The organism is Paenibacillus sp. J31R34 (assembly GCF_059383715.1).
This window is the reverse complement of record NZ_JBXENU010000005.1, coordinates 209,129-234,538: the sequence shown is the minus strand read 5'-3', so window position 1 is coordinate 234,538 and position 25,410 is coordinate 209,129. Positions and strand designations below refer to the sequence as shown.

Here is a 25,410-nt window from a genome sequence, read left to right as displayed (position 1 = left end):
AATTATTTAACCGCAATGCTGACCGTCATAAGGATGGCTGTATAAAAATGACGAGTAGTATTCGCATTATCGTAGCTATTTCTCCAGTCCGCCATAGTCCCAAATGCCTTCTGTGCGGCGGCAGTCGGAGCAATTGAAACATGTCCGTTACCATCAAAAACGACGCTGAATAACCCCGTTGCAGTAATAGCTTCTGCAGTAGATACCCAACCAGGCAACATCATATTAGTCGACCAAGATAATGCCTTATCATCTTTACCTTTTGCTTGCAATACTCCTTTCCTCTTTTTCAGAACATCTCTATGCTCAGCAGTCATACTTTGGGAATCGGTAGTGTCAGATCTCCTAAAAATGAAGGTTACATCATCGTCCATAGATTTAACAAACATTTTTACTAGTGATTTTGATGCATTCTTTATGGCACTCCTTGGGTTAGGTATGGAATCAGCAATTGCCTCAACAAAATCATCATTTAGCTTCGCCCTAGTTTGATTAGCTACATTTATAAAGTGATCTATTCTAAGATTTTGAGCTGCTTGACTTAGATTTGCTTGTAAATCTTTATTGCCTTTGGCCTTATACCAATCAGACGTAAGTTGCCTTATTTTAGTCTGATCCGATACTGATAATTGATTGTCAATACCTTCAATCCAATGACCTAGAGAGTCAACCCAGTTAAGAGGATTATTATGCACATACGTATAAAGGTTTTGACTTAAAGGATTCGTCAGATCCCCTTCATACGAATCCTCATTAATAAACCTTCCCATCCCTGGATCATACCAACGAGCGCGAAGATACTGTAAATCTGTCGTATCATCCCAGTACTCGCCGGAATAACGGAAAGAATTTGCCACACTCTCGGTTGCTTTGAGCGAATTTCCCCAAATATCATATTCGTATTCATTTAAAATTGCACCAGTTGTATCTCGTATTGATACTACATCACCATGTCCGTTTTGCGAATAGTATCCTTTTGTTCCTGTAACATTCTCCTGCATGATAAGACCGTTCCCACGTAAATAACTCACTTTTTCCTTGACTGTCCCATTTGATTGTAAAGTACCCTCTGCAATCAAATAATTACCATCATAATAATAACGAGTCGTTACGGCATTTTCCTGCCGCTCCACCATTAGATTATCTCCGTTATAACGATAAGTCACATTCTTCCCATCAGCCTTAACGACTTTCTTTAGGCGGTCCCACTCATCATACTCATAGGAAACATTATCTGTAAGTCCTACTTCACTGTCACTAGATAGAGTTTTCCTATTTCCCCGACTGTCATAGGTATACGATTCATTTAACTTCGTAGATGTCTTAATACGGTTTAATACATCGTATGTGAAAAGACTATCCACTTCTGTCTTATCTGAACCTTGCTCATTAATGCTTGTGATGTTGTTGTTCACATCATACTGGTAACTATAATTAGATGAAATCCCACCATCCATTTTCAACTGCTTCAAGTTCGTCAGTTTTAAATCGGTATAACTATATTCTGTCAATAGCCCATTAGCCTGCTGCTTTTTGGCAAGTTGACCGCCTGCATCATAAGTGTAGCTTTCCTGAACGGCCCCATTCCACAAAACAAGGTTTAGTTGATTGTTATTGTTATAGCTATAAGATGCAGTATCCCCAAATGGTGAGGTTACACTCGCTACTTGACCACGTATATCATAACCATAATCTAGCTTCTTCCCGTCTGGATAGATTACGGAAGCCAACTCCGCTGTATACGGCTTATACGTATATTGAGTCGTCCCCGTGCTATCCGTCATCGTTTTACGTGAACCGTTATCGGTATAAGTAAAGGAAATCGTTTCACTTGGTCCTTGCTTAGACAACAATAAATTTCGGTTAGTATAAGAATATTGAAATACCTTACCTGTCTTATCAATTAATTTGCTTCGATTACCATTGGCATCATAATACAATTTTTCACTATTCTGTTGTGCATCGGTACTGCGAATAACGCGTCCAAGTTCATCATAAGCCTTCGTTTGCACATTTGCATCAGGAAAGATTGTTTTTGTCAAATTACCTGCCTGATCATATTCATAACGAGTCATTTCATTCTTCGTATTCGTAACCGAAGCAAGTTGCCCCAATATTGTATACGTAAACATCGTAACTTGCTGCTTGGCATCCAACTGCTGTACGATTTGTCCATTAATTGGGTGATACGTGTTTTTAAGCAATGGAGTAATAATTCCTGTCGCTTGTGCCTGTTCTTCTGCTTTCTCCAATCGACCAAACTTATCATAGGTTTCAATATTTTTATTGCCTAGTGGATTAGTTGTCATCTTTCTATGCAGGATATCATCATAAGTTGATGTCGTTTCTGATCCATTCGGCAAAATAGTTTTGGTTGATCGCTTCCAATTATCATATTCATAGCGAGTCCGATATCCTAAAGCATCTTCCGACCATTCCACACGTCCATAGGCATCATAATCGTTTCTGGCTTTCATTTCATAACCAGCTTGATTGATTATACCGGATTCTATTTCCCAACCTAAACCATTCCAGCTTTTCTGTGTTTGATATCCTCCTTCATCTGTAACAAGCAAGGTATTCCGAACATCATTATATGCCGCCCGCAGCAATTTCCCATCGGGATGAGTGACTTGTTTAATACGCCCAAGTTTATCGTACTGATAAGCCATACGCGCATTTTTCCCATCAGTTGAGGCAATCATCATACCCGTGCCTAAGTCGTACTCCGCTTTCGTCACTATAGTACTTTTCTGATTGCTTGCATCTGTCACCACCACTGCTTGGCTAGTTGGGAATGCAAATTGATAGGCGCTGTCGTATGCTATCGTCATTTGCAAGGTCTTATCCCCATAGGAGATCGTACGAAGCGTCACATTACCGTATGCGTCTGTATTTTTGTCATTAACTTGCTGAATAACTTCTCCAGACGCATTATTTTTACGTATTGTGGTTTCAATTACATCCCCTTGTGGATTGCGACCAAATGACGTATACAAAAAAGCACCTGTATCTACAGGCTTCGTCTCGCTGACCAGCCATTTTTTCACACTGTCATAACCATACGTAGTGCTTAATCCCGCAACGTCAGTTGCTTGCAGCACATTACCATAATCATCATACTTTGCACTTGTGGTTAACGTATCGCTGGACATATTGTCACTAAAAACTGTTAACGTAGGCACTGGAGCTGGATAGCTGCGACTGCCAACATTTTTGCCATACGTATACGCCGTTGTCTTCTGTAGAGTCCCGCCCTTTTCCACCTGCTGCTCCAAATAATACTTTGCTCCGGTAGATTCATCAATATAATCCTTCTTGTAGCTAAAGGTCGTCTGCGTCAATCCAAAATCAATTTGCGTTGAGAAAGACATGTCCTGTCCATATGGACCGCTGAAATCATTTGTATAGAACATAGACTGTCTATTAAAAATTTCGGTTGTTCCGTTTTCATAAGTTAGTTTGTCCCGTCGCTCTAATACCCGGTAAGCCTGATTGGTTGAGCTCTCGCCCAAATAACGAGTCACGGCATTCGGCTCATAGGTATACTCACTCAACGCACCTGTAGGATGCTGCACGCTCGTTAATAAAGCATACGGATTGGAGCGTGCCCGCTCTGGATAAGCCCCCATTAAATTGAACTTCGCTTCACTTAGCAGATAAGAATAGGACGTTTTTCTTCCTTCTGCATCGGTTACGGAATCCAGCAATTCTATCCCTGAGGCGGCATCTTTACGCTTCTGGTAAGTTACGCTTTGGTTCCCTTTTGTTACTACAACTTCGGATGCACTATAGGAGATTGTAATGGTGTTTCCAATCGCATCCTTGATTTGCGAGAGCAGCTTACGTCCATAAGTAGCATCTTGAGCATACAAAAACTGAAGTGTATTTCCATAGGCATCCGAAATACGAATTAGCCTTCCATCCGCAGTAAAATGCTGTTTCATCGTGCCATCCACGGTCGTTACGACATACTGTGACGTTTCGCCGTTGACTTGTACCGTCGTATCCGTTGCAAACGAAACACCTTCCCAATCCATTCCCTTAATCGTATTACCGACAACTTCATAACGTCCGCCATCTGCCGGATAAAAATATTGCTTATTGTTCGCTGTCACTACATGTGGCAGCCGCCATGACCAGCCTTTTCCAATTGGATACCACTGTTCATTTAAAGGCTTTGAAATATCATTGAAATAGGATACCGTCGTATAAGAACCAACTTGGTAACTCATCACAGTCGCTTGAGGAGAATAGGAAATATAGTAATTATATCCACCTTCACTTTTATAATGAATTCCCGTGCTGCTGTTAACGGCATTTTTGAACTGCGTAGCATCAGAGCTATTTTCAATTAAATCAGTAGTTAGTGGAACCTCTCTACCAGCCCCCTCATATAGCTCTATATCTACATACAAGTCTCCCTTAGGGGCATACGCATATCTCCATCTTTTGGTATTCCCGTAAGCCATCCATTCACCAAAGTTAGTTTTACTAACATAGCTTGGCTTCGTTACGGTACCTCTGTAGTTCTGCTCCCAAGTCCTCGTATCAGAACCGGGTCTCGTTACGGTACCCGAATAATTAGCTTTAAACTGTTTTGTGCACACATAATTTTTTATCCCATTAGTCGGGCAATTCTTAATAATATCTGCTGGTCCCGACAATCGATATAGTGTACCTTTAAAGCCGCCACTATCATAGATTTTATAACTTGGACAATCAACACCTGATGATGTAGATTGCCAAACTCCGTTGCTATTATATTTACCTGGAATAGAGTTATAACATTCCGCTGTTTCTATTCGAGAGGCAGCAGGCGTTTCGGTTCCGGAAATTGAAGTAGCACTTCCAGTAGGATACAGAGTCCCACTATAGCCATTTTGATTATAAAGAATATACGTATTTGCAAAATTATTCGTTGTGCTTGTCTTTTTCGCGGTCTCAGTACGTGAATCTGCTGGTATCGTATAGCTAATTCCAGCTGCCTTTACTTGATTCGCTTGTGCCTGATCCGCATAGGTTCCTTTTGTCTTAATCTCCTCTTTTATCACTTCCGTATTTAGATCCGGTATGCCATCCCCATTGTTATCTTCCTGCACCCACTTTTTCTCCACATATCTTACATGATACTGGGTAAGCAATTGTTTGCGTGTGGCCATAAATTGGACGTAGTAGTTAAAAACACCTTGATTATAATAGTTTGCCCCAAACTCTGGTTCATAGAACTGAGAATCATTTGAATCATACTGCCGAGTTAAAGCAAACGACAATCCGTTTCTGCCAGGCAGCGTCATATCTGCTTGATTCAAGGAAAGGCTGCCCGACAAACTGGAAATGGATTCATTATTCCCACCTACGCTATAAGGCGCCTCATTCATTGAAGTTTTAGAATAAACAGGTGGCTTTTCCATAACAGGTGCAGGGGTATCAGCTAAGGCTTGCATCGCCGTCAAGCTGCCTTTCCCAGAAGCACTATTTTTTCCAGCACTAAAATCTTCTTCGTAGACACTATCTGTGACCGCAGCATCAGGATCGTAAACACTTCCAGCTACAGATGATTCGCTGAGCTCTACCACTGTCGTATTTCTAAAAACAGGATCAATTAAATCGTCGTATACACTTCCTGTAACGGTAGAGGATACGTTTACCTCTGCTGGATACATGGCTTGAACAGCTTCCTCGTAAGAAATACTTTCAAGCTCCGCCTTAAATAGCGCTGAATATACTTGGCTAAGCGTATAACCAGCATCCAACTGTTGCTGCACAAAAGATTCCGTTACAGCAAAACGGTCTATTACGGTTTGCATTGTAAAATCAATATTCTCTTCTTGCTCTTGCGCGCTTACGGTCTGTCTTTCATAGCCTCCAACGGTTCCTACTATGAACGAAAGAATAAGTATGATGGCTAGGTTGCGTATCAAATGCTGGAATTTCAACGATGATCTCTCCCATGACTTAACAGAATAGGTGTTGTTATTTAGTAGTTAATCTAGTTCTCATGCAGCTTCCTATTTTTTATAGCTTCGTAATAATGAAATCATCGACATAGAATCCGCCCGTTCCATTTACACTTTCCACATACAAGGAAAGAGAAGCCGCGGTACCGCTAAATTCGTAATTCCCTTCCATATAGACCCATTCCCCATCCGTAACCGCAGTAGCACTCACGTTATCATAATCATTAACACCGCTCTGAGACTCGCGATGAATCGTCATCAATAAATCGGTTGAAGGAACACCTTGCTGCAAGCGGAACGCCGCTTTAACTTTATATTTGGTATTGGGAACCAATTTACCTGTTAAATTGAGCAGTGGTCCCTGCCACTGTGCCGTACGGTTGCTCACTTTCAAGCTGCGTAATCCACTGTTAGCTGTCTCTCCTACATTGGTCAAGACGACCCCATCCCCTTGCGCATTCCAGCCTTGAAGGGTCTCATCTTCAAAGTCTGTTTTCACAACTGGCGGTGGAACGACATACTTCTCAACCTTAAACTCATCCAAATAGAAGCTTGCAGAGGCATTAGCACTTTCCATATAGATGTTTAAACTAGCGACTGGTCCTGTAAACGTATACTTCCCTTCGAAAGCAACCCAGCCGTCCACGGTTACATGACTAGCACTCACATTGTCATAATAATGCAAGCCGCTGCCATCACCGCGATTCATGGTTAGTAGAATATCAGAGGCTGCTACCCCTTGTGGCAAACGAAGCTTGCCCGAAATCGTATACGTTAACCCTTTTTTCATATAGCTAGTTAGATCTAGCGCTGGACCTTGCCAAGTGGCTGTCCGATTGCTGATTTTTAAGCTGCTGCCTCCACTACTCGCAGCTTCTTGCGTATTGGTTACCATTACGCCTTCTCCTAGCGGGTACCAGCCTTGCGTAGTGCCATCTTCGAAATCATGAACCAGCGGTGCTGGCTCTGGCGTATAGGCTTCAATGCTAAAGTTATCTATAAAAAATGAAGCATTAGGGCTAGCGCTTTCCACATATAAATATAGGCTGCTTGCCGCATCATTCAATTGATAAATACCTTCCAGAACCGTCCAATCACCCGACGTTGCTGTTTTTGTATTAATATTATCGTAGGAGTTGCTGCCATCTGGCATCGTCCGGCGAATCGTCATCATCATCAAGGAAGCAGGAGTACCTTGGGGTAAACGTATGAACGCTTTTATCCGATAGCTTTGTTTCGGAGCAATTTGATTTTTCACATTCATGATTGGCCCCTGCCATGTAGCAGTTCGATTGGATACCTTCATACTTCGTATGCCTCCATAGGCAGCTTCTTGCGAATTAGTAAGTAAAACTCCGTCCCCCTGACCCATCCACTCATAAACACCGTCATTTTCAAAATCTTGATATAGATCAGGCCCCACAACAACTGGAGGTTCTGTCGATGGTTCTTCCGTTGTTTTGGTGACCGCAGCGGTTAACCTATTCCCATTAGCATCATAGGTGAACTCTACATGATCCCCATTCGGATATTCAATTTTAGTCAAGCGATTTAATGAGTCATACGTATACGTTGCCGCAAAAATCGAGGAACTGACCAAACAAAAAATAATAACAGAAAGCATACCGATTTTTACGATAAATGCCCTGTTATTATCCTTAAAGATGTGTTCTCTTTTTAACTTTCCCTCTCTTGCCAACCCTTATCACCCTTTGACTTTGAATTATGTACAAACATTACTATATGTTAATTTTTATTTTTTCACCTTAGCTTATTTTGTCGAAAAAACAATTAATTTGTCGAATTTATAAATTATTTTACTTGATTCGTCAATTCACTTTTGATTGCTACTAAAACGACGCTAAAAACGCTAAAAAATTACAGAATCTTCATCTTAACAGGACGCTGTGATTTCTCAATTGCAAATGATTAAGCAACATATAAGCTCGTTTTGAAACTACTCTGATTTAATGAAAACAATTATTGCTCCTTATCAAAATGAATTTGGCAACCTCCCTGCATAGAATTATCCCTTCCAACCGTGGTATAGTGATAGCAGCAGTGAACAAGCAGGAGGTATTTAAGTATGTCTAGGAAGCAAAATGAAGGCGGCAAGCCGCGTAAAGCCGCGCAGGCCAAGCAATTCACGGTTAATGAGCCGTCGGAGCTGCTGGCTTTTTTATTGATCCACTTGGCGAGCATGGGGCGCAATTCGGTAAAATCGGTTTTGGCGCGCGGACAAGTATCGGTGAATAAGCGCGTACAAACGAAATATAATTTTCCGCTCGAAGTCGGGCAGACGGTTTCCATAAATACGGAAAAGGCGGTAGAAGCGCCGCCGCTTATGGGACTCACCATTTTACATGAGGATGATGCCATTATCGTCGTGCAGAAGGATGCGGGACTGCTGTCCATCGCTTCCTCCAAGGATGAGCAGGAGGTTACCGCTTACCGCCAGCTGACGGCGCATGTTCGAACCTTCGATCCGAAAAATCGAATTTTCGTCGTGCATCGCCTGGACCGTGACACCTCGGGGGTCATGATGTTTGCCAAAACCGAGAAGGTGCAGCAATCGCTCCAAAACAACTGGCAGGAAGCTGTCAAGGAACGCTCCTATGTAGCTCTTGTAGAAGGTAAAATACGCAAGCCCGAAGGCACGATCCAATCGTGGCTCAAGGAAAGCAGCACACTGAAAATGTATTCCAGCTCCCATCCGAATGATGGACAGCATGCTGTAACCCACTACAAGCTAATTCAGGCTAACGACAGCTTCTCCTTATTGGAGGTACATTTGGAGACTGGCCGCAAAAATCAGATCCGCGTCCACATGGAGGACATCGGCCATCCCATTACCGGGGATAAAAAATATGGAGCGCGGCTTAAGCCCATTGGCAGGCTCGGTCTGCATGCGCGCGTGCTTTCTTTCGAGCATCCGCTGACCGGCAAGCTGCTCCGTTTTGATACGGGCATTCCCAAGCTGTTTCTTAATCCGTTTAAAAATGCTGCTCCAGCCCCGCAGGCTGGGCAAGCACCAAGAAAACAGCGCTAAAGCTGCATAAGCAGCTTTGTGCCTACTATAAAAGGGAGCATCCGCAGATGCCCCCTTTTTTTGTAATTCAATCGCTTTATTTTCAAAATAATTACGCTCGCTTGCTATGATTGCTTAATCCTCATCATAACGATCATCGTCATCGTAGTCATCATCGTCGTCGTAATCTTTATCCACGGACAGCACTTTTCCCGTTGCTGCGTCAACTTCCACTTCAGCTTTACCGCCAGTAATGCGAAGATCAACCTCGTAAATGATTCTGCCATCATCACGATCACGCTGAACCTTGACTACTGTACCTCCAACTTTCGCAACCGCAATAGCTCCAGCCTGTTCAGCCGTCTTTAAGACTGTCGTTCCCGTGCTAGTTGATGGACTCGCAGTCGGCCGATTCACTGTACCTGCGTTTGATGCTGTTCCCGCTGATGCTGTCACCTGAGCTGCACGGCGATCGTCATCATCATCATCATCATCGCTGTCATAAATGCCTAACAGCTTGCCGCTGTAAGCATCGATGTGCACATCGACTTCATCCTTATAAGCTCCGCGCTCGACCTCCACCTCGTAAAAAATGCCTGTTTGATTCCGCTCCAGGTCTACACCGTCAATTCGGCCCTCTACATGCTTCAAGGCGATTTTTTTCGCTTCGGCTTTGCCGATCAAGGTTTTCGTATTTGAAGCAGCCGTTGCCGCACCGCCCATTGCGCCGAGTGCCAACGTAACCGATACAACGCCAATCCAGATTTTTTTATTCATCATCATCTTGTTCCTCCCATTTTCAAATGTCTCTCGCTTGTCTCACCCTTACTTTACCTGCGGCAAATGAGATGACCATGACAGCAACATTAGAATTTGATGATAAAAAGCTGAGTCTGCGCTCATTTAAACTTAATCGTCCTCTTGATCATCGTCCTCGTCCCAAGTAATTGACATGATGGCTCCCGTTACAGCATGAATCTGCACCGTAGCCTCACGGCCGTCTGGCGTATCGATTTCGACTAAATAATACCGGCTGCGGTCGGAGCTTTTCAGCTCGGTATCCTCCACCTTGCCTTTTACCTGCTTGAGCGCGATCGCTTCCGCTTCATCTGGAGATATGCCCTGTTTGGCAGGAGACGCCGCTGGCATTTTCCCTCCATTGCCATCACTTGGCTTCGGGCTTGGTTTCGAGCTTGGATTAGAATTTGGATTAGTGCTTGAATTTGGTGCTGGACTTGAGCTTTGCTCTGGGCTCGGCGTTGCAACCGGGCTCTGATCAGGCGTCGGCTCTGCTGCTGGCGTCGCAGTTGACGCATCTGTAGGCTCATTTGCTGAGGAAGCAGGAGGCGATTCTCCAGCAGCAGGCAGCTCTCCATCTATAAGCTTTATGGAAACTATGCCTCCACCTTTCGCATCAACAGCCACATCGTACATGCCCTTTTCAGCCTGCAGCTTAACTTCATAGACGCTGTCGACCAGCTTTGCGCTAACAATTTTCCCAACATATTGCTGGAGAACCTGCTCGCTCGCCTGCTCCTCCGTAATGGAAGGCCGGGCGTCAGCAACAGATTGCCACCATAATCCTCCACCAATACAGATAATGACTACACAAGCTATCGTTATGCCAAGCACCAGTCTCGCTTGCTTTTGTCGCATCTTCACACCCCATTTATATCAGAAACATGCCTTTCAAGCTCGCTGCTTGAAAGGCATGCTGTATGACAACCTATTATATAACCTGTGGATTAGAATTTGGTGAGAACGAAAACTGCACGTCGATTCAAGTCGGTGCTCTCTACTCTGCCCTGCCAAAGCCTAGTATATACTGATTACAAATCCAGATCAGTCACCGCGCCTTGCGAAGCCGAGGATACGAGCCGGGCATATTTGCCTAACACGCCTGTTCTTACTTTCAGCGGCGGCTGCACCCACTTCGCAAGCCTCGACTCAAATTCCTCAGACGAAATTTCCATGTTCATTTCCTGCGTCTCGCTGTCTATTGTAATGATATCGCCCTCTTGCAGCAAACCGATTGGACCACCCACTTGAGCCTCAGGCGTGACGTGTCCCACAACAAAGCCATGCGAGCCGCCCGAGAAGCGTCCATCGGTCATAAGCGCCACTTCGCCGCCAAGCCCTTTCCCGCTAATCATCGCGGTAATGGACAGCATTTCCGGCATGCCGGGTCCGCCCTTCGGTCCAACATATCGAATGACGAGCACATCTCCTTTTTTAATATCATCGCGCGCTATCGCATCGGCAGCCTCCTGCTCGCTGTCATATACTCGGGCTGGGCCGCTAAAACGCATCTTTTTAAGGCCCGACATTTTAGCGACTGCCCCATCAGGTGCCAAATTGCCTTTCAGTACAACCAAAGGTCCTGTTGGCTTTAACGGCTGCTCGAAGGAACGAATGACATCCTGTCCTCTTTCCAGCGGCTCGGCGTCCGCCAAGTTTTCCGCAAGCGTTTTGCCCGTTACGGTCAAGCAGTCTCCGTGCAGCAGCCCTTTCTCAAGCAGCAGCTTCATCACGCCCGGCACACCGCCGATATTGTTCAAATCCTGCATCACATATTTGCCGCTTGGCTTCAAATCGGCCAGATGGGGAACGCGGCTGCGCACCCGTTCAAAATCATCCAGCGACAGCTTCACGCCAGCCGAATGCGCGATCGCCAGCAGATGAAGCAGCGCATTCGTTGAACCGCCAAGCGCCATGACGACGGTGATCGCATTTTCAAAAGCTTTCAGCGTCATAATATCGCGGGGGCGAATATTTTTTCTCAGCAGCTCAATAACCGCTTTGCCCGCTTCCGCACATTCCACCGCTTTATTCGGGGCAATGGCTGGTGTTGAGGAGGAGCCGGGGAGCGCCATGCCCATCGCTTCTGCCGCCGAAGCCATCGTATTCGCCGTGTACATTCCGCCGCATGCGCCAGCCCCTGGACAAACGCTGCATTCTACCTCATGCAGCTCCTCATCCGTCAGCTGCCCTTCCTGATATTTCCCGACTGCTTCAAAAGCCGTAACGATATCAACATCCTTGCCATGCAGCTTCCCTGGCTGGATCGTGCCGCCATATACATAAACAGAAGGAAGGTTCATCCGGCCAATGGCCATGAGGCAAGCCGGGGTGTTTTTGTCACAGCCGCCAATCGCGACGAGTCCGTCAAAACGCTCAGCATTCACAACCAGCTCAATGGAATCGGCAATCGTTTCCCGGCTCGGCAGCGAGAACAGCATCCCCTCATGTCCCATCGAAATGCCATCCGACACCGTAATGGTGTTAAAAATAAGCGGAGCCCCACCATGCTGCTTGACCCCAGCCTTCGCCTCACGCGCCAGCTGATCAATATGAATGTTGCAAGGGGTTACTTCGCTCCATGTGCTGGCGACGCCAACCATCGGCTTTTTGAAATCCTCATCCTGAAAGCCTACTGCCCGCAGCATCGCCCGGTTCGGCATTCGGTTTACCCCTTCGCTTATATCCTTGCTGCGTCCACGCAAATCTTCCTTCTCGGACATGTTCATCCATCCCCTCATTGTTGGTTAAATAATGGCATAAAGCTCACGCATCGGGCGCAGTAAATTTTGCTTCATCATAGCTGCCGCCCGTTCAGGGTCGCCAGCCTCCATAGCTTCAATAATTGCCTGATGTTCCTCGACTGATACATGCGTCGCCTGAACAGGCTGTTTAAGAAACACATATTTAAAGCGGCGAATATGTACCTGGAGTGAGGCGCTGTAAGAGGCCAGGTATTCATTATCTGCGGCTTCCACGATCACATTGTGAAACTGCTCGTCGAGTTCCATGGCCTGAAAGGGTAGCCCCTGTTCAATCGCCGCTGCAAACTCGGCATTCAGCTGCTTTAGCTGTTCAATTTGTTCGGGTACAATGACACTGGCAGCCGTCTCTGCTGCTAATGTGTGCAAGGAGGCCAGCGTCGAATACATTTTCAATATATCGGATTTCTCCAAGCTTTTGACCTTCGTATAGTTGCCCGGATGGACCTCCACGAGCTTCTGCACCTCAAGAATTTGCAAGGCTTCACGGACAGGCGTCCTGCTGACTCCTAAAGCTTCCGCGAGCTCTGCATCGCCAATCTTCTCGCCGGGAAGCAGCGTACCGTCAATAATCCATCGCTGAATTTGAGAAAGCGCTCGTTCTTTCGCTGAAATTTTAATCGGTGCTGTAAAATGGCTTGGAATAGGCATACGCATCTTCCTTTCTTGTATGTAATATATCGCATACATATACGTATATCAATCTTTTTTTATCCATTCCTATAAAAAAAGAAAGCAGCCCTCTGGACTGCTTCGGGCTGCTTCAATCATCGTATAGCTGCTATTATCCTGCTTCCGTTCTTTTCAATCTAATCGTCGCCGTCGTTCCGACGTCCTCCTCGCTTGCAAGCGCTAGGCTAGCGCCAATAGCTGCGGCGATTTCCTTCGCCAAAGCGAGGCCAAGTCCGGCACCGCCAACGTCATGGCGGCTTCTTGCCTCATCGACCCGGTAAAAGCGGTCGAATACTTTAGACAGCGCGGCCTGCGGAATGCCGATGCCCCGGTCAATGACCCGGATCTCGCTGTAATCGCCGCTCGCGCCAATTTCCAGCGTAATCGCAGCGCTGCTGTATTTGCGCGCATTATCCAGCAGAATAAACAGCAATTGGCGCAGCTTATTCGCATCTGCATACCCATAAATGACCGGCTGCCCGCCTTCGCTGCCTACCTCCAAATTCGATGCATTCGCCGCTGCTTCCATGTCCACCCCGGCAGGCATGTCCTCGCTGCTGGCAAGCCGCATCTGAATATCCCGTCCATACGCCTTCTGAAAGGCTTTGGATGACTCACTGGCGAGCTGCGTCAGATCAACGCTTTCCATCGTCAGGTTCCACTGCTCCTTGTTGCGGGCCAGCAGCAGCAATTGTTCGGTCATCTCCTTCATCCGCACCGCTTCGGAGTGAATCGCATCTATCGATTCGACGAATAGGTCAGGGCGATCCAGCCCCCGGCGCTTCAATAAGCTGGCGTAGCTTTCAATGACCGTAAGCGGCGTTTTCAGCTCATGGGAGGCATTGGAAACAAATTGCTCCTGCTTCTCAAAATTCGTCTCCAGCAAGGCGATCATATCGTTGAATGTCGCTCCCATTTCCGCAAGCTCATCCTGCGACTTGCCTTCCGGCTTGATTTTTATAAAGGTCCCGCTGCGCTGGATCGCCCGCATCGTATGCGTCATATGGGCGATGGGACGCACGATGATGCTTCCGAGCAGGCGCCCCGAAGCAATAACAGGAATCATTGCGATGCCTGTTACCGCCAGCAATACAATTTGCAGCACCTTCAGCTGCTCTGCCGTGTCCTGCACGCTTTCCGTCACCTGAATATTGACGACTGCGCCATCCGTCCAAATGACCGGAATCGATACAAGGGCATAGCTGTTTCCCTTATAATCAATGCTTTCAATCCGCTTCTTCTCTGCATAGACAGCTTCTCGCTCGCTGAGCTGCTGCTCGCCTGGCGCAGTAACCAGCAGCTTGTCCGCTCCTTCAGCTGTCACCATGCGCAGCATGCCGTTCAGGGGTACATACGCACGCAGCAAATCTGCTATCGGAACCGTCCCTGCCGACTTCAGCATGCCTTCGGAAATTTTCAAAGCTTCCGCCTCTACCCGCTCCATTTGACTCGTAATCGTCAATTTGCTGAAGAGTGCATAGACGGACAAATTCATAGCTACGAGCAAAACAGCGAATAAAGCAGAGGAATAAAGATGAATCCGGCTGCGCAGCTTCATTGCGCTTCCTTGAGCACGTAGCCGACTCCGCGCACCGTATGAATCAGCTCGCTGGCAAAGCCTGTATCCACCTTTTTGCGCACATAGCGAATATATACATCGACAACGTTCGTGTCGCCGTAGTAGTCAAAACCCCAAACTGCCTCAACAATTTGCTCGCGTCCCAGTACTTGACGCTGATGCTTCAGCAAATAGCTGAGCAGATCAAATTCGCGCGGCGTCAGCTCGATGCTTTTGCCCGAGCGAATAACCTCGCGCGTCGTTTCATTCAGCTTTAAATCGCCCGCCAGCAGCCATGTCCCGTCCATTAATTCTGCTCCGCCTGCCTCTGAGGGAATCAAGCGCTGTCTAAGCGCTGCTCGAATTCTAGCCAGCAGCTCCTCAATTTGAAACGGCTTCGTCATATAATCGTTAGCGCCCAGATCAAGCCCCGACACCTTGTCCTCTACGGAGCTTTTCGCTGTCAGCAAAATAACAGGCGTAGCCGCGTCAGCCGCCCGGATTCGCCGTAATATTTCGATGCCGCTTATGCCCGGAAGCATAACGTCAAGCAAGACTAAATCCCATTCGCCCGTGCGGTACAGCTCAAGCGCCTGCAAGCCATCATTTGCCTTAGAAACGCGATAGCCCTCCGCCTCCAGTTCAATTTCCAGCACCCGGGCAATCTTTTGCTCGTCCTCTACAATCAATATGGACTCATTCATTGCTGTCCCTCCCTGTCTCTCCGCTCTTGCCCACATGCTCAAGCCAGCATGTATGATTACGTTTATATTAGGCTATTTGTGACAGGAGAAGCAACAACCCCGCCAAGCCGCAAGCTCAAATACCCAATTAGCGACTTATTATTCCAATAAACAGGAGGACTGCTGTTTCAAATTTCGACAAAACGATTAATAATAGCTACAAGCTTGTATATTTATGCGAGGGGGTCCATGTGATGAAGCTCCGCCGTTATTTGGCACAACTTGTAATCGCTATTTCCGTCCTGCCGCCTAAAGGCGACAATACCGACAAAGCACATAAATCGAGCTAATAAATCCAGCTAATACATAGGAAAGCCTGCCTTGGCTAAGCAACTCTGCTATAATGGAAGGAAAAACACATCAAAGGATGATACGATGATTGAAATTTCCAGCTATAGCGTGCAATATATTAAAGACCCTTTCGGCATTTTAACCGGAAAACGCTACGAGTTTATAATCGATATTGAAGCAGCCGAGGACGACGATATTTATTCGCCTAAAGGGCTTTATGTACGTGCCGTATTTGCCAAGGATGGCGAGCAAGCCAAAATTGCCAAGCACGAAATTATAGAGCGCGAGACGGAGCGCATTTTGGATTTTGAGCTGGAAGACGAGGAAGAGCAGCTTGTGTTGGCCTTCTGCCTGGAGCATTGGCACGAAGCTGAGGAATAGAGGACTGTTGAAAAATAGGGCTGGTCCGCAAGCATAAACATCTGCTTGCGAGCCAGCCCTTCGTCTATTACTCCGTTTTTGTAGCTTGCGAGAATAGCGTATGGAGCCTATAGATGACGACCGTCGCATCCGCACGGTTAGTCGGCTTAGTCGCGCCGAAGCTGCCGTCAGGCTTGCCCTTCATTAACCCCGCTTGTGCTGCGAGCGTTACTGCATCCTTCGCATAAGCAGCAATGGTGTCGCTATCGCTGAATACAGGCACGCTGCCCGCAGGCAGTTCCGGCAGCGGCTGGCCTGTCGCCTTCCACCCGCTCGCCAGCAGGACTGCCATGTCCTGTCTTGTTATCGGCTGGTTCGGCTCGAAAAGGCTGCCTTCCCCGCCGCTTCCTTGGGCCAGAAGCGCTGTTATGCCCGCTTTCTCAGCTGCGGCAATATATGGCGCATACCAGGCGCTTGCAGGCACATCCGCAAAGCTTGACTCACCCTCTGGTGTCAATCCCAGCGTGCCAACAAGCAGCTTGATGAATTCCGCTCTAGTGACCTGCGCCCCCGGCTGGAACTGCGTTTCATTTTTCCCCGTTACAACGCCCTTGCCATATAAAAAAGCAATCGCCTGCTGCGCTTCCGCATACACGCCGCCCAAATCCGTGAACTCGTAGCTGACGTCATCCTTCAATTCGCCAACGACAACACCCAGCCCATTCGTCGCCATATAGACACGACCGTACACTCTTGGATCGCCTGTAATCGCCGTATTGGCGGAACCAAATTGATGCTGGTCATCGTTGATGCGAACCCAGCTTTTTCCGAGATTCTTCGAGCGGAAAATACCAAATGTGCCGCCAATTTTCGCGTAGGAATAAAGCGTCACATTCGTTTTTCCCGGTGCTGCCTTGCCAAAACCAATCGTTGCCGCTTCCTCTACGCCTGCAAGCTTCGTAAACGTCATGCCAGCATCGGTCGAATGCCATAAGCCGTAGGCGCTATCGACCTTTTTGTTGTCTTTTGCCCCAGCGATCCAAATGTCGCCTTCTTTGCCCGGCATCGCCTTGAAATTGCTCGTTATCACTTGCGGCAAGCCTGTCGCCTTCGATGCGGTGAACGTCGCTCCGCCATCTTTGCTGACATAGAATACACCCGCGGCAAAGCCGTAGAAAAGCTTCGGATTTACCCGATCCGCCGACACGCGCGCCTTCTCCGGCAAACCTTTGGACGCCGTCCACGTTTTTCCTAAATCGGTGGAGAAGCTGACCGGACGTGCCGCCAACTCATCCGCGCTGCTCGGGCTCCATACGATTGCACCGCCATCTGCGCTTACAGCAGCAAAGCCGCCGCTGGTTTTGTCCTCCTCTGCCGCTGTCCATGCGTTCGCTGCTGGCGTCCACGTTTTGCCATTGTCTGTGGAAATGCCCATTCTCGCCGCTGTCCCTTCCGCATGGCCGACACGCACGACGATATCTGGATTCAGCTCGGCAAAATCAATATCCGTGCTCGTTCCGATATACGGGCTTGTGATCATCTCCGGCGCTTGGTCAAGGCTTTCATGGCGGAAGCCGCCAATATCGCCCATCGCGCTCAGCAGCGGCGCCCCTGACGGCGGGCTGATGAGGCCAAGCACAGATGTTTCTTCGATACCGTCTGCCATGACGGTAATTTCGACCTTTTTGTCCTTATCAAAATCCGTTAAGTTGTTGGCCCCAAACAGCGTAGCGCCCGTGCCGTACATCATATTGTCCGAATTAAACGGATCAATTTCCAGATCGCCAATCATCCAGCCAAGCTTCGGCGCGATTTCGGGAAGCTCTTTTTTCTCGCCCCAGTCCAGCCAAGGGGAATCCGCATATTCAATCGTGAAACGATTTTCCCGGTTTGGATTTTTCGAAAAATCAAGCGTCCAGAACGGCTCCCACGTCGCGCCGCCATTCGTGCTTCGGTAAATAACATCATCTGGCCACCACTTGTTCATCGTCGCTACCATTAGCGTATTCGGCTGCCGCGCATCTACGGCCAGTCCGCCATACGGATTGTCCGTATTTCCGGTAGGGCTAATATCAGTCCAGACGCCTGTTGCCGTATCCAGCTTCCACACCGCGCCTTTGCCGCCATCATAGGGACCGACAAATTCATTGTAGGTAACATATAGATGGCCCTTGCCGTCCAGTACCCCATGATGCGGTACAAAGCCTTGCTTCGGCTGCCCCGCTACAGCTTCCCATGTATCCCCGCCGTCCGTGCTGCGGTATATGCTTTGCTCATTGTCAGCCACGCCCACATAAATCGTTTGGGACTTCTTGCCCTTCGAGCCCGTCGCTTGATCAAACGTAATCCAAGCCACGCCAACGATATCGTCAAAATAATCCTTTACGTTGCCGCTCGCTGTAAAGCTGTCTACTTTGCTCCAGGTTTCACCATAATCCGTACTGCGCCACAAGCCATTGCCGCTGCGCGCTCCGAGATACAAAATCCGATTGTCGTTGGGATCAATGACCAGCCGCTCGCCCATCGAGCGCCCCGGCATATTGCCGCCAAGCTTGAACGGCAGCACCGTGCGCTGCCAGCTGTTTCCTTTGTCAGTCGAGCGCAAAATCATGCCCGGCGTATCTGTCCAATCGTTCGTATAGGTGCCTACTGCCGCATAAACCCGGTTCGTCTCCACAGGGTCCGTCGCGATGCTTTCCACACCCAGCATGCTCCATTCCTCGAAGCCCACAAAATCCAAGAGCTGAATCCAGCTTTGCGTCGCGGGATCAAAACGATAAGCGCCGCCAATATCTGTCCGCGCGTAAATCAAATCCTTCTCGGAAGGATTATACACAATGCCGGGAACAAAGCCGCCACCCACAACCTTCGCTCTGCCCCAATCGTAGGCGGGAAGCTGCGTAGCTGGTTTGCTGCTGTTAGTGTCCTCCGCTTGTGCTGCCGCTGCGCTTCCAACTAGCGAAGCTGTTAATGCCGCTGCTGTCAGCAGGCTGCCAAATTTTCGAATAACCAATATAAATTCCACCCTTTCAATGATAAAGTTCCTACTTCTGTAAGCGCGAACATTTGTGAGGATTGAAATTTGCATGCGCTCGCTTCGTTATCTAAACTATTTTACTCTATTTCTGGCCGGTATTTATACCCGTGAACTACCAACCACCTAAGAGGTGGCGGCTTCTTGGTCAATGAAGCTACTGCTCCAAGTTTACCCAAGCTTACAGGCTAGATTCCTAACCCAATAGATGCCATTTACATGGCTAGTTTCAGAAGGTTTTGAGCAGCGTTTACGTCTCTATCATGATGCGTTTGACAGTTTGGACATGTCCATTCACGCAAGGCAAGATTTTTCACCTCTGCATGTTTGTAACCGCAACATGAACACAACTGACTACTTGCATAGTTCTTTGGTGCAATAATCAATTCTCTGCCATACCATGCAGACTTGTATGCAAGCATCGAACGGAACATGCTCCAAGCTACTTCACTTATTGCCTTTGCTAGCTTGTGATTTTGCATCATGTTCTTCACACATAAGTCTTCCATCACGATGACTTGGTTATCGTTTATCATTTTGGCAGACGTTTTGTGCAAGAAGTCTCTACGCTGATGACTAATCTTTTCATGTAGCTTGGCCACTTTCAGCCTAGCCTTATGACGGTTATGGCTTCCCTTCTTCTTGCGGGATAAGTCCTTTTGCAGCTTAGCTAATCGCTGTTCAGACTTACGCAAGTATGTAGGATTGGCTATGATTTCGCCTTGTGACGTAATCGCAAAGTCTTTCAGTCCAAGATCAACGCCAATCTTCGTTTCCAATTTGGGCAACTTGGCGATCTCCGTTTCAACCAATACGGAAGCATAAAATTTTCCCGTCGGTGTTTTGGAAATCGTGCATGATTTGATAAGCCCCTCGTATGGACGATGCAGCTTGATTTTGATTTTCGTTTTTAGCTTTGGAAGCTTGATGGATCCCTCTTCAATGCAAATGCTTCCCTTTTGATTATTGGTTGTAAAGCTATGGTGATTCGCCTTCTTGCTCTTGAATTTAGGAAATCCCACTTTCTTATCACGAAAGAAATGCTTATACGCTTTTTCAAGATTCATTTGTGCATTCGCGAGTGCTAGGCTGTCCACTTCTTTCAGCCAGTCGAATTCCTTTTTGTATTGCGCTGGTGTATTCTTCAGCATCGTTTCCGTTTGCTTGTAATGTTCCATTTTATCTGCAAGCATTCTGTTGTAGATGAAGCGAACACAGCCGAATACTTTAGCTAAATATTGTTGTTGATCTTGATTAGGATAGATACGGTATTTGTAGGCTTTCAGCAATTCCGATCATCCCTTCATGCCTTGGTTTTCAATGTATGTGTTGATGACATCTATTGGCGCTCCACCTGTTGTAAGCAAGCAATAGGAACGTGACCAAAAATGCTCTTTCCATAGCGATTCTCGGAGGATAGGAAATTCCTTCTTGATCAGCCTGGAGGATGCACTCTTATAAGCGTTGAGAAATTTGGAAATGTCGGTATTGGGATGCGTCTTCATGAGAACGTGGACATGATCCTTGTCAGGCTTCCATTCCTGCAAAGTCACATGGTAAGTAGGCTGAATGTTTTCAAATATCTCCTTCAGACGTTCGGATATTTCATCGTTAATGACTTCCCTACGATATTTGATGACTAGTATCAGGTGATAATGGAGCAAAAACACTGAATGGTTATTGGAGTCTAACTTCATTGATAACACAACCTTTTATCGTATACGACTGAATACTACAATTATAGTATTTTAAGTTTTAAGGGTCAATGTAAATCAGACCGTTGCCATTCATCCCCCACTTTAAAAGAGGGAGAATTCTGACAACTAACGGTTAAAATTGGTCTTTATATCATGGTAAAATCGGAGGGATATTAGGATAGATTGCATATCGATAGGGTCAGGCGCGATGGTCGCTGCTGCGAGAAAGACCCCGCTTACGGCCGCTGTTGTTTTCCGAATTCTCTATTATTCCTCGCTGAGGAGGAACTCCGACAACAATAGTCCATGCTTAAGATGATGCTATCCTCCGGAACGCTTTAGCCGACGCTGGGCATATGCTTACGAAGCGGCTTTCCTTCGGAAAACTAGGCTCCTCCAGTTCCAACCTTTCTCTGCGCCGCTCCCCTGCACCTTCCCTCTCTCCGTTCAGCTACAATAAAGAAAAAGGAAAAAACCATCCGTCAGTAAAATAAACCTACTGATGGACAGTCTTTCCCTCTTAAACCTGCAGAAGGTTACGCTGTTAGACTCTATCCACTTCCTACTTCATAATCTAATTATTTACTAATTTACCAATCCATTAATCTACTAATCTACTAATCTACTAATTCAGATTTTTAGGGCGTATATGCAAACGTAAGCAAGCCAAATCCTGATCGAATTTAGCGTCAAATGCTTTCCCTCACCTACTGGGAATATCCCCCGTATGAATGTGAGCATATGTACTGAAAGGAAGTCTCATGCTTTTCGTTTTAGCGGTTTAGTGGTTTACTCCCACACAATGCTAGACTTCGCGGACACAGCAGCCGCTATGACAACAGAATCAAAGGTTATGCCATAGGCTGCGGACTCAGGAGCCGCTAATGCGCCGTCTTTAGCCATTTTGAAGGGTTGAGGAGAGCGATAGCGGTTTTCCTGTCCGCTTATGGCCCAAAATCGATTCAAAATCCAGAATAGCGGAAACTCAGTCCACCAAAAAAAGGGAGCTCAAGAACTGCATGCTCTTAGCAACATTTGCGTGCTCCGGTTTGCATATACACCCTAGAGTTTGTAGCTCTTGTAGCTCTTCTTCCCATCTCTGCCCCTAGACCGTCGACTCCGGTGCAGCAAGGTACACCGGAGTTGACGAACAGTGGGCTTCACACGATTTAGAAGCCCTTAGCCTGCTACTGGGGCAGGTGAGATCAGGGCTTTGATTTTCTCCAAATCCCAATCCGTAACGGCGGTGTAGACGCCGTCGCTGCCGATTTCTACTACTGGCACGTGGCGGATGCCGTATTTAGCTTCAAGAACGTCTCGCAAATAATCTTTGCCTTCAATATCAATATTTTCATAGGGTTGGTTGTTTTGCTCCAAAAATTGTTTAACTGTGCCACAATACTGGCAGCCTGTTTTACTCCATACAATGACCTTTTTTGCTGCGGACATGGTTATACCCTCCTTTATAAATGTCAACCTAATACATAGTGGCAAGCGGCATAATGCTCGCTGCCAATGAGCTGCAGTTCGGGCTCCGCCTCCCTGCAGCGATCCGTTGCCATAGGGCAGCGTGTATGAAAACGGCAGCCGGACGGCGGATTGGCCGGAGAAGGGATTTCTCCTTCAATCGCGCGAAATGTTCGCGTTCGCCCGGGGCCGGGCTGGGGAATGGAAGCAATTAACCCTTGCGTATACGGATGCGCTGGGCGGAGAAACAGCTCTTCGCTGGGCGCAATTTCGACCAGCTTGCCCAAATACATGACGCCGATCCGGTCGGAAATATGTCTGACGATATTCAGGCCATGGGCGATAAACAAATAGGTCAGATTCATTTTTTGCTGCAAATGCTGCATGAGATTGACGATCTGCGCCTGAACCGACACATCAAGCGCCGATACCGCTTCATCCGCGAGAATAAAGCTTGGATTAAGCGCTATGGCGCGGGCAATGCCAATACGCTGGCGCTGCCCGCCGGAAAATTCATGCGGATAGCGGCTGTACCAATCTGCCTTCAGCCCGACTAGCTCCATCAGCTCCTCTACGCGCGCTTTTCTTTCCTTGCTGCCAGACTTGTCATGGACGCGCAGCGGCTCGCCGATAATGTCACCGATACGCCAGCGCGGATTAACAGAGCCATACGGGTCCTGAAAAACAATTTGCATATCGCGCCTCGCCTGTCGCAGCTCAGAGCTGCTTTGCCCGGTCAGCTCCCTTCCCTGAAACTTAACGCTTCCAGCTGTCGCCTGCTCCAATTGCAAAATCACCCGACCAAGCGTCGATTTGCCGCTGCCAGACTCCCCAACGAGACCAAAGGTTTCCCCTTTTTTAATGGAAAACGTAACATTGTCCACCGCTCTGACCTGCGGGCCCGAACGATGAAGCAAACCTCTCTGAATCGGATAAAATTTGCTTAGTCCGCTTACCTCGAATAGATTTTCGCCTTGCTGACCAGCTTCTTGGGGAGACCCAATCGGAGACTCTGTTCTAAGGGCATCTGTCAGCGTTACTGTGCTAGTGCTTTTGTCGGTGCTAGTGCTTGTGCTTGTTCCAGCAGCCCACTCCTCGGATTGAACGAGCTGCTCGGCATGCCAGCATGCGGTCAGTCGCTTGCCAAGCGCGAGCAACGGCGGGCTTTCACTGCGGCAGCTATCCGTGGCATAAGAGCAGCGCGGGTGAAAGCGGCAGCCGGACGGCAGCTCCGACAGGCTCGGGATCGAGCCCTCGATAGAATGAAGCTTGACGCTGCGGTCGCTGTCCATCGTCGTAATCGATTGCAGCAGTCCTCGCGTATACGGATGATACGGCTGCTCGAACAGCTCCGCCGCCGTCGCTTGCTCAACAACCTGCCCGGCATACATGACGATAATGCGATCCGCCATCTCGGCGGCAATGCCCATATCATGGGTCACTAGCAAAATCCCCATATTAAATTCTTCCTTAAGCTCTTGCAGCAAGTGGAGAATTTGCGCCTGGATCGTCACATCCAGAGCCGTCGTTGGCTCATCCGCTATAAGCAGCTCCGGACCGCAAGCGAGCGCCATTGCGATCATAGCCCGCTGCAGCATACCTCCTGACAGCTCGCCAGGATACTGCTTCATCCGCGCCTCCGGCTCAGAAATGCCTACGCGGCGCAGCAAATGGACAGCCCGCTCCCATGCTGCACTCTTTTTGCCGCGCTTATGGCGCTCGATGACCTCGGTAAGTTGGCTCCCGATTGTAAAAATCGGATCAAACGCCGCCATCGGCTCTTGAAAAACCATCGCCATCCGCTTGCCGCGCAGCGCGCGCAGCTCCTTCTCCGGCATCGCTACAAGATCCGCATCGCCAAGCCGCATGCTGCCTCCGGCAATAACGCCATTCTCATAGTCGATCAGGCGCATAATGGCTTTGGACGTAATCGTTTTGCCGCTGCCGGATTCGCCAACGAGACATACCGTTTCCCCAGGCGCAATATGAAGCGAAACGTCTGTAATTGCCCTTAGCAAGCCCCGTTTTGTCTTAAAATCAACCGTCAGATGCTCCATCATGAGCAATTGGCTCATTTCGCTTCCTCCTTCCGCCTATTAAGCACGGCGTTCTATGCTGTCTTATGCTCTGCTTTGCTTCGGATCTAATTGATCGCGAACCTTGTCACCCAATATGTTGATGGAGAGAACAAACAGCGTGATGGCAAGGCCCGGAAAGGTGCAGATCCACCAGGCTACGGTCAAATAGCCGCGGCCCTGAGAGAGCAGTGCTCCCCAGTCCGGAATTTCTTTTATCGTGCCAAGCCCTAGAAAGTTAAGGCCTGCTCCAGTCAAAATCGCCGTGCCAATGCCGATTGCCGCCATGACAAACATTGGGGATAAAGAATTCGGCAGCACATGCCGTACAAAGATCGATAGGCTGGATGTGCCAATAGAGCGGGATGCAGTAATAAAGGGCCTTCCTTTAATGCTCATGATTTGCCCGCGCATTACCCGCGCGTACCCAGGTATCGATGCCGCCGCTACAGCAAGCACGACATTCATCAGGCTTGGCCCAAGCGCCGCTGCAATCGCAAGTGCGAGCAGCACGCCTGGAATCGTCATCAGCACGTCAATCAGCCGCATAAATACAGCATCTACCACACCGCCAATGTATCCCGCTATCGCTCCAATCGCTCCGCCCGTCACACAGCCGACAAGCACCGATATAAAACCGATCAGCAAAGAATCCCGGCTGCCATGCACGACAACGCTGAATACGTCACGTCCAAAATAATCGGTTCCGAACACATGCTGAAGACTTGGTGGTTGCATAATTTGATCCGTATCCATCAACGTAGGCGAATAGGGAGCAATCAAGCTCGGAAATAAAGCACAGCTAATAATAAACAACACAATAACCGCAGCGGCATAAATCAAGAGATCCGTAGGTGCCAGCCTTATTTTTTTGCGGGATTTCGCAGCCCCTTCTGCCCTGCTTCCTTGCCATATCTGTTTGCCAATGACGGCTTGCTTCATTTGAATCTTTTGCCCCTTTCTGC

General features: G+C 47.9%; 16 protein-coding genes. 2 read left to right on the top strand and 14 right to left on the bottom strand.

The annotated features are described in order from the left end of the window. Positions 1 to 2 precede the first annotated feature (2 nt). Both AC50YG_RS16045 and AC50YG_RS16040 read right to left on the bottom strand, forming a co-directional pair. Positions 3 to 5,939 (bottom strand): RHS repeat domain-containing protein, encoded by a 5,937-nt coding sequence (locus AC50YG_RS16045; protein ID WP_494828020.1) that lies wholly within the window; start codon positions 5,937 to 5,939, stop codon positions 3 to 5. Between the two features lie 79 nt (positions 5,940 to 6,018). Then, the gene (locus AC50YG_RS16040; RefSeq protein ID WP_494828019.1) at positions 6,019 to 7,659 is read right to left on the bottom strand and encodes a carbohydrate binding domain-containing protein; all 1,641 of its coding nucleotides are present in this window, start codon (positions 7,657 to 7,659) and stop codon (positions 6,019 to 6,021) included. Between the two features lie 387 nt (positions 7,660 to 8,046). Between AC50YG_RS16040 and AC50YG_RS16035 the strand changes: the two genes are divergently transcribed. After that, positions 8,047 to 9,009: an RluA family pseudouridine synthase gene (locus AC50YG_RS16035; RefSeq protein ID WP_494828018.1), complete on the top strand. Its 963-nt coding sequence runs from the start codon at positions 8,047 to 8,049 to the stop codon at positions 9,007 to 9,009. Between the two features lie 114 nt (positions 9,010 to 9,123). Here AC50YG_RS16035 and AC50YG_RS16030 read toward each other — a convergent pair whose 3' ends face one another. From AC50YG_RS16030 to AC50YG_RS16005, 6 genes are all read right to left on the bottom strand, one after another. Continuing rightward, a complete protein-coding gene (locus AC50YG_RS16030; protein ID WP_494828017.1) occupies positions 9,124 to 9,768 on the bottom strand; it encodes a PepSY domain-containing protein in 645 nt (214 codons plus the stop codon). A 129-nt stretch (positions 9,769 to 9,897) separates the two neighbouring features. Further along, positions 9,898 to 10,644 (bottom strand): PepSY domain-containing protein, encoded by a 747-nt coding sequence (locus AC50YG_RS16025; RefSeq protein ID WP_494828016.1) that lies wholly within the window; start codon positions 10,642 to 10,644, stop codon positions 9,898 to 9,900. Between the two features lie 173 nt (positions 10,645 to 10,817). After that, entirely contained in the window at positions 10,818 to 12,509 is a 1,692-nt protein-coding gene (gene ilvD, locus AC50YG_RS16020) for a dihydroxy-acid dehydratase (RefSeq protein ID WP_494828015.1), read from the bottom strand. Positions 12,510 to 12,533: 24 nt separating this feature from the next. Beyond that, complete coding sequence (locus AC50YG_RS16015; protein WP_494828014.1) at positions 12,534 to 13,199, bottom strand: GntR family transcriptional regulator; 666 nt, start codon at positions 13,197 to 13,199, stop codon at positions 12,534 to 12,536. 133 nt (positions 13,200 to 13,332) lie between these two features. Further along, the gene (locus AC50YG_RS16010) at positions 13,333 to 14,778 is read right to left on the bottom strand and encodes a sensor histidine kinase (RefSeq protein WP_494828013.1); all 1,446 of its coding nucleotides are present in this window, start codon (positions 14,776 to 14,778) and stop codon (positions 13,333 to 13,335) included. Next, complete coding sequence (locus AC50YG_RS16005) at positions 14,775 to 15,482, bottom strand: response regulator transcription factor (protein ID WP_494828012.1); 708 nt, start codon at positions 15,480 to 15,482, stop codon at positions 14,775 to 14,777. The genes AC50YG_RS16010 and AC50YG_RS16005 overlap by 4 nt, the downstream gene beginning before the upstream one ends. Before the next feature lie 360 nt (positions 15,483 to 15,842). On the opposite strand from AC50YG_RS16005, the gene AC50YG_RS16000 reads away from it, so the two are divergent. Further along, positions 15,843 to 16,193, top strand: a complete 351-nt coding sequence (locus AC50YG_RS16000) for a DUF6509 family protein (RefSeq protein ID WP_494828011.1) — start codon at positions 15,843 to 15,845, stop codon at positions 16,191 to 16,193. A gap of 67 nt (positions 16,194 to 16,260) precedes the next feature. Here AC50YG_RS16000 and AC50YG_RS15995 read toward each other — a convergent pair whose 3' ends face one another. From AC50YG_RS15995 to AC50YG_RS15970, 6 genes are all read right to left on the bottom strand, one after another. Next, positions 16,261 to 19,185, bottom strand: a complete 2,925-nt coding sequence (locus tag AC50YG_RS15995) for an S-layer homology domain-containing protein (protein ID WP_494828010.1) — start codon at positions 19,183 to 19,185, stop codon at positions 16,261 to 16,263. Between the two features lie 236 nt (positions 19,186 to 19,421). After that, positions 19,422 to 20,495 carry an IS200/IS605 family element RNA-guided endonuclease TnpB gene (tnpB, locus tag AC50YG_RS15990; RefSeq protein WP_494828009.1) on the bottom strand — a complete coding sequence of 358 codons (1,074 nt, stop codon included), beginning with the start codon at positions 20,493 to 20,495 and terminating at the stop codon, positions 19,422 to 19,424. A 6-nt stretch (positions 20,496 to 20,501) separates the two neighbouring features. Further along, the gene (gene tnpA, locus AC50YG_RS15985; protein ID WP_494828008.1) at positions 20,502 to 20,903 is read right to left on the bottom strand and encodes an IS200/IS605 family transposase; all 402 of its coding nucleotides are present in this window, start codon (positions 20,901 to 20,903) and stop codon (positions 20,502 to 20,504) included. 1,179 nt (positions 20,904 to 22,082) lie between these two features. Beyond that, a complete protein-coding gene (locus tag AC50YG_RS15980) occupies positions 22,083 to 22,352 on the bottom strand; it encodes a glutaredoxin family protein (protein ID WP_056041432.1) in 270 nt (89 codons plus the stop codon). 23 nt (positions 22,353 to 22,375) lie between these two features. Further along, positions 22,376 to 24,445 (bottom strand): ABC transporter ATP-binding protein, encoded by a 2,070-nt coding sequence (locus tag AC50YG_RS15975; protein WP_494828007.1) that lies wholly within the window; start codon positions 24,443 to 24,445, stop codon positions 22,376 to 22,378. A gap of 45 nt (positions 24,446 to 24,490) precedes the next feature. Then, complete coding sequence (locus tag AC50YG_RS15970) at positions 24,491 to 25,387, bottom strand: ABC transporter permease (RefSeq protein ID WP_494828006.1); 897 nt, start codon at positions 25,385 to 25,387, stop codon at positions 24,491 to 24,493. Between the last annotated feature and the right edge of the window lie 23 nt (positions 25,388 to 25,410).

Coding starts and splice junctions, on each gene's coding strand:
- AC50YG_RS16035 (WP_494828018.1), top strand. CDS start 8,047: ATGTCTAGGAAGCAAAATGAAGGCGGCAAGCCGCGTAAAGCCGCGCAG.
- AC50YG_RS16030 (WP_494828017.1), bottom strand. CDS start 9,768: ATGATGAATAAAAAAATCTGGATTGGCGTTGTATCGGTTACGTTGGCA.
- AC50YG_RS16025 (WP_494828016.1), bottom strand. CDS start 10,644: ATGCGACAAAAGCAAGCGAGACTGGTGCTTGGCATAACGATAGCTTGT.
- ilvD (WP_494828015.1), bottom strand. CDS start 12,509: ATGTCCGAGAAGGAAGATTTGCGTGGACGCAGCAAGGATATAAGCGAA.
- AC50YG_RS16015 (WP_494828014.1), bottom strand. CDS start 13,199: ATGCCTATTCCAAGCCATTTTACAGCACCGATTAAAATTTCAGCGAAA.
- AC50YG_RS16010 (WP_494828013.1), bottom strand. CDS start 14,778: ATGAAGCTGCGCAGCCGGATTCATCTTTATTCCTCTGCTTTATTCGCT.
- AC50YG_RS16005 (WP_494828012.1), bottom strand. CDS start 15,482: ATGAATGAGTCCATATTGATTGTAGAGGACGAGCAAAAGATTGCCCGG.
- tnpA (WP_494828008.1), bottom strand. CDS start 20,903: ATGAAGTTAGACTCCAATAACCATTCAGTGTTTTTGCTCCATTATCAC.
- AC50YG_RS15980 (WP_056041432.1), bottom strand. CDS start 22,352: ATGTCCGCAGCAAAAAAGGTCATTGTATGGAGTAAAACAGGCTGCCAG.
- AC50YG_RS15975 (WP_494828007.1), bottom strand. CDS start 24,445: ATGAGCCAATTGCTCATGATGGAGCATCTGACGGTTGATTTTAAGACA.
- AC50YG_RS15970 (WP_494828006.1), bottom strand. CDS start 25,387: ATGAAGCAAGCCGTCATTGGCAAACAGATATGGCAAGGAAGCAGGGCA.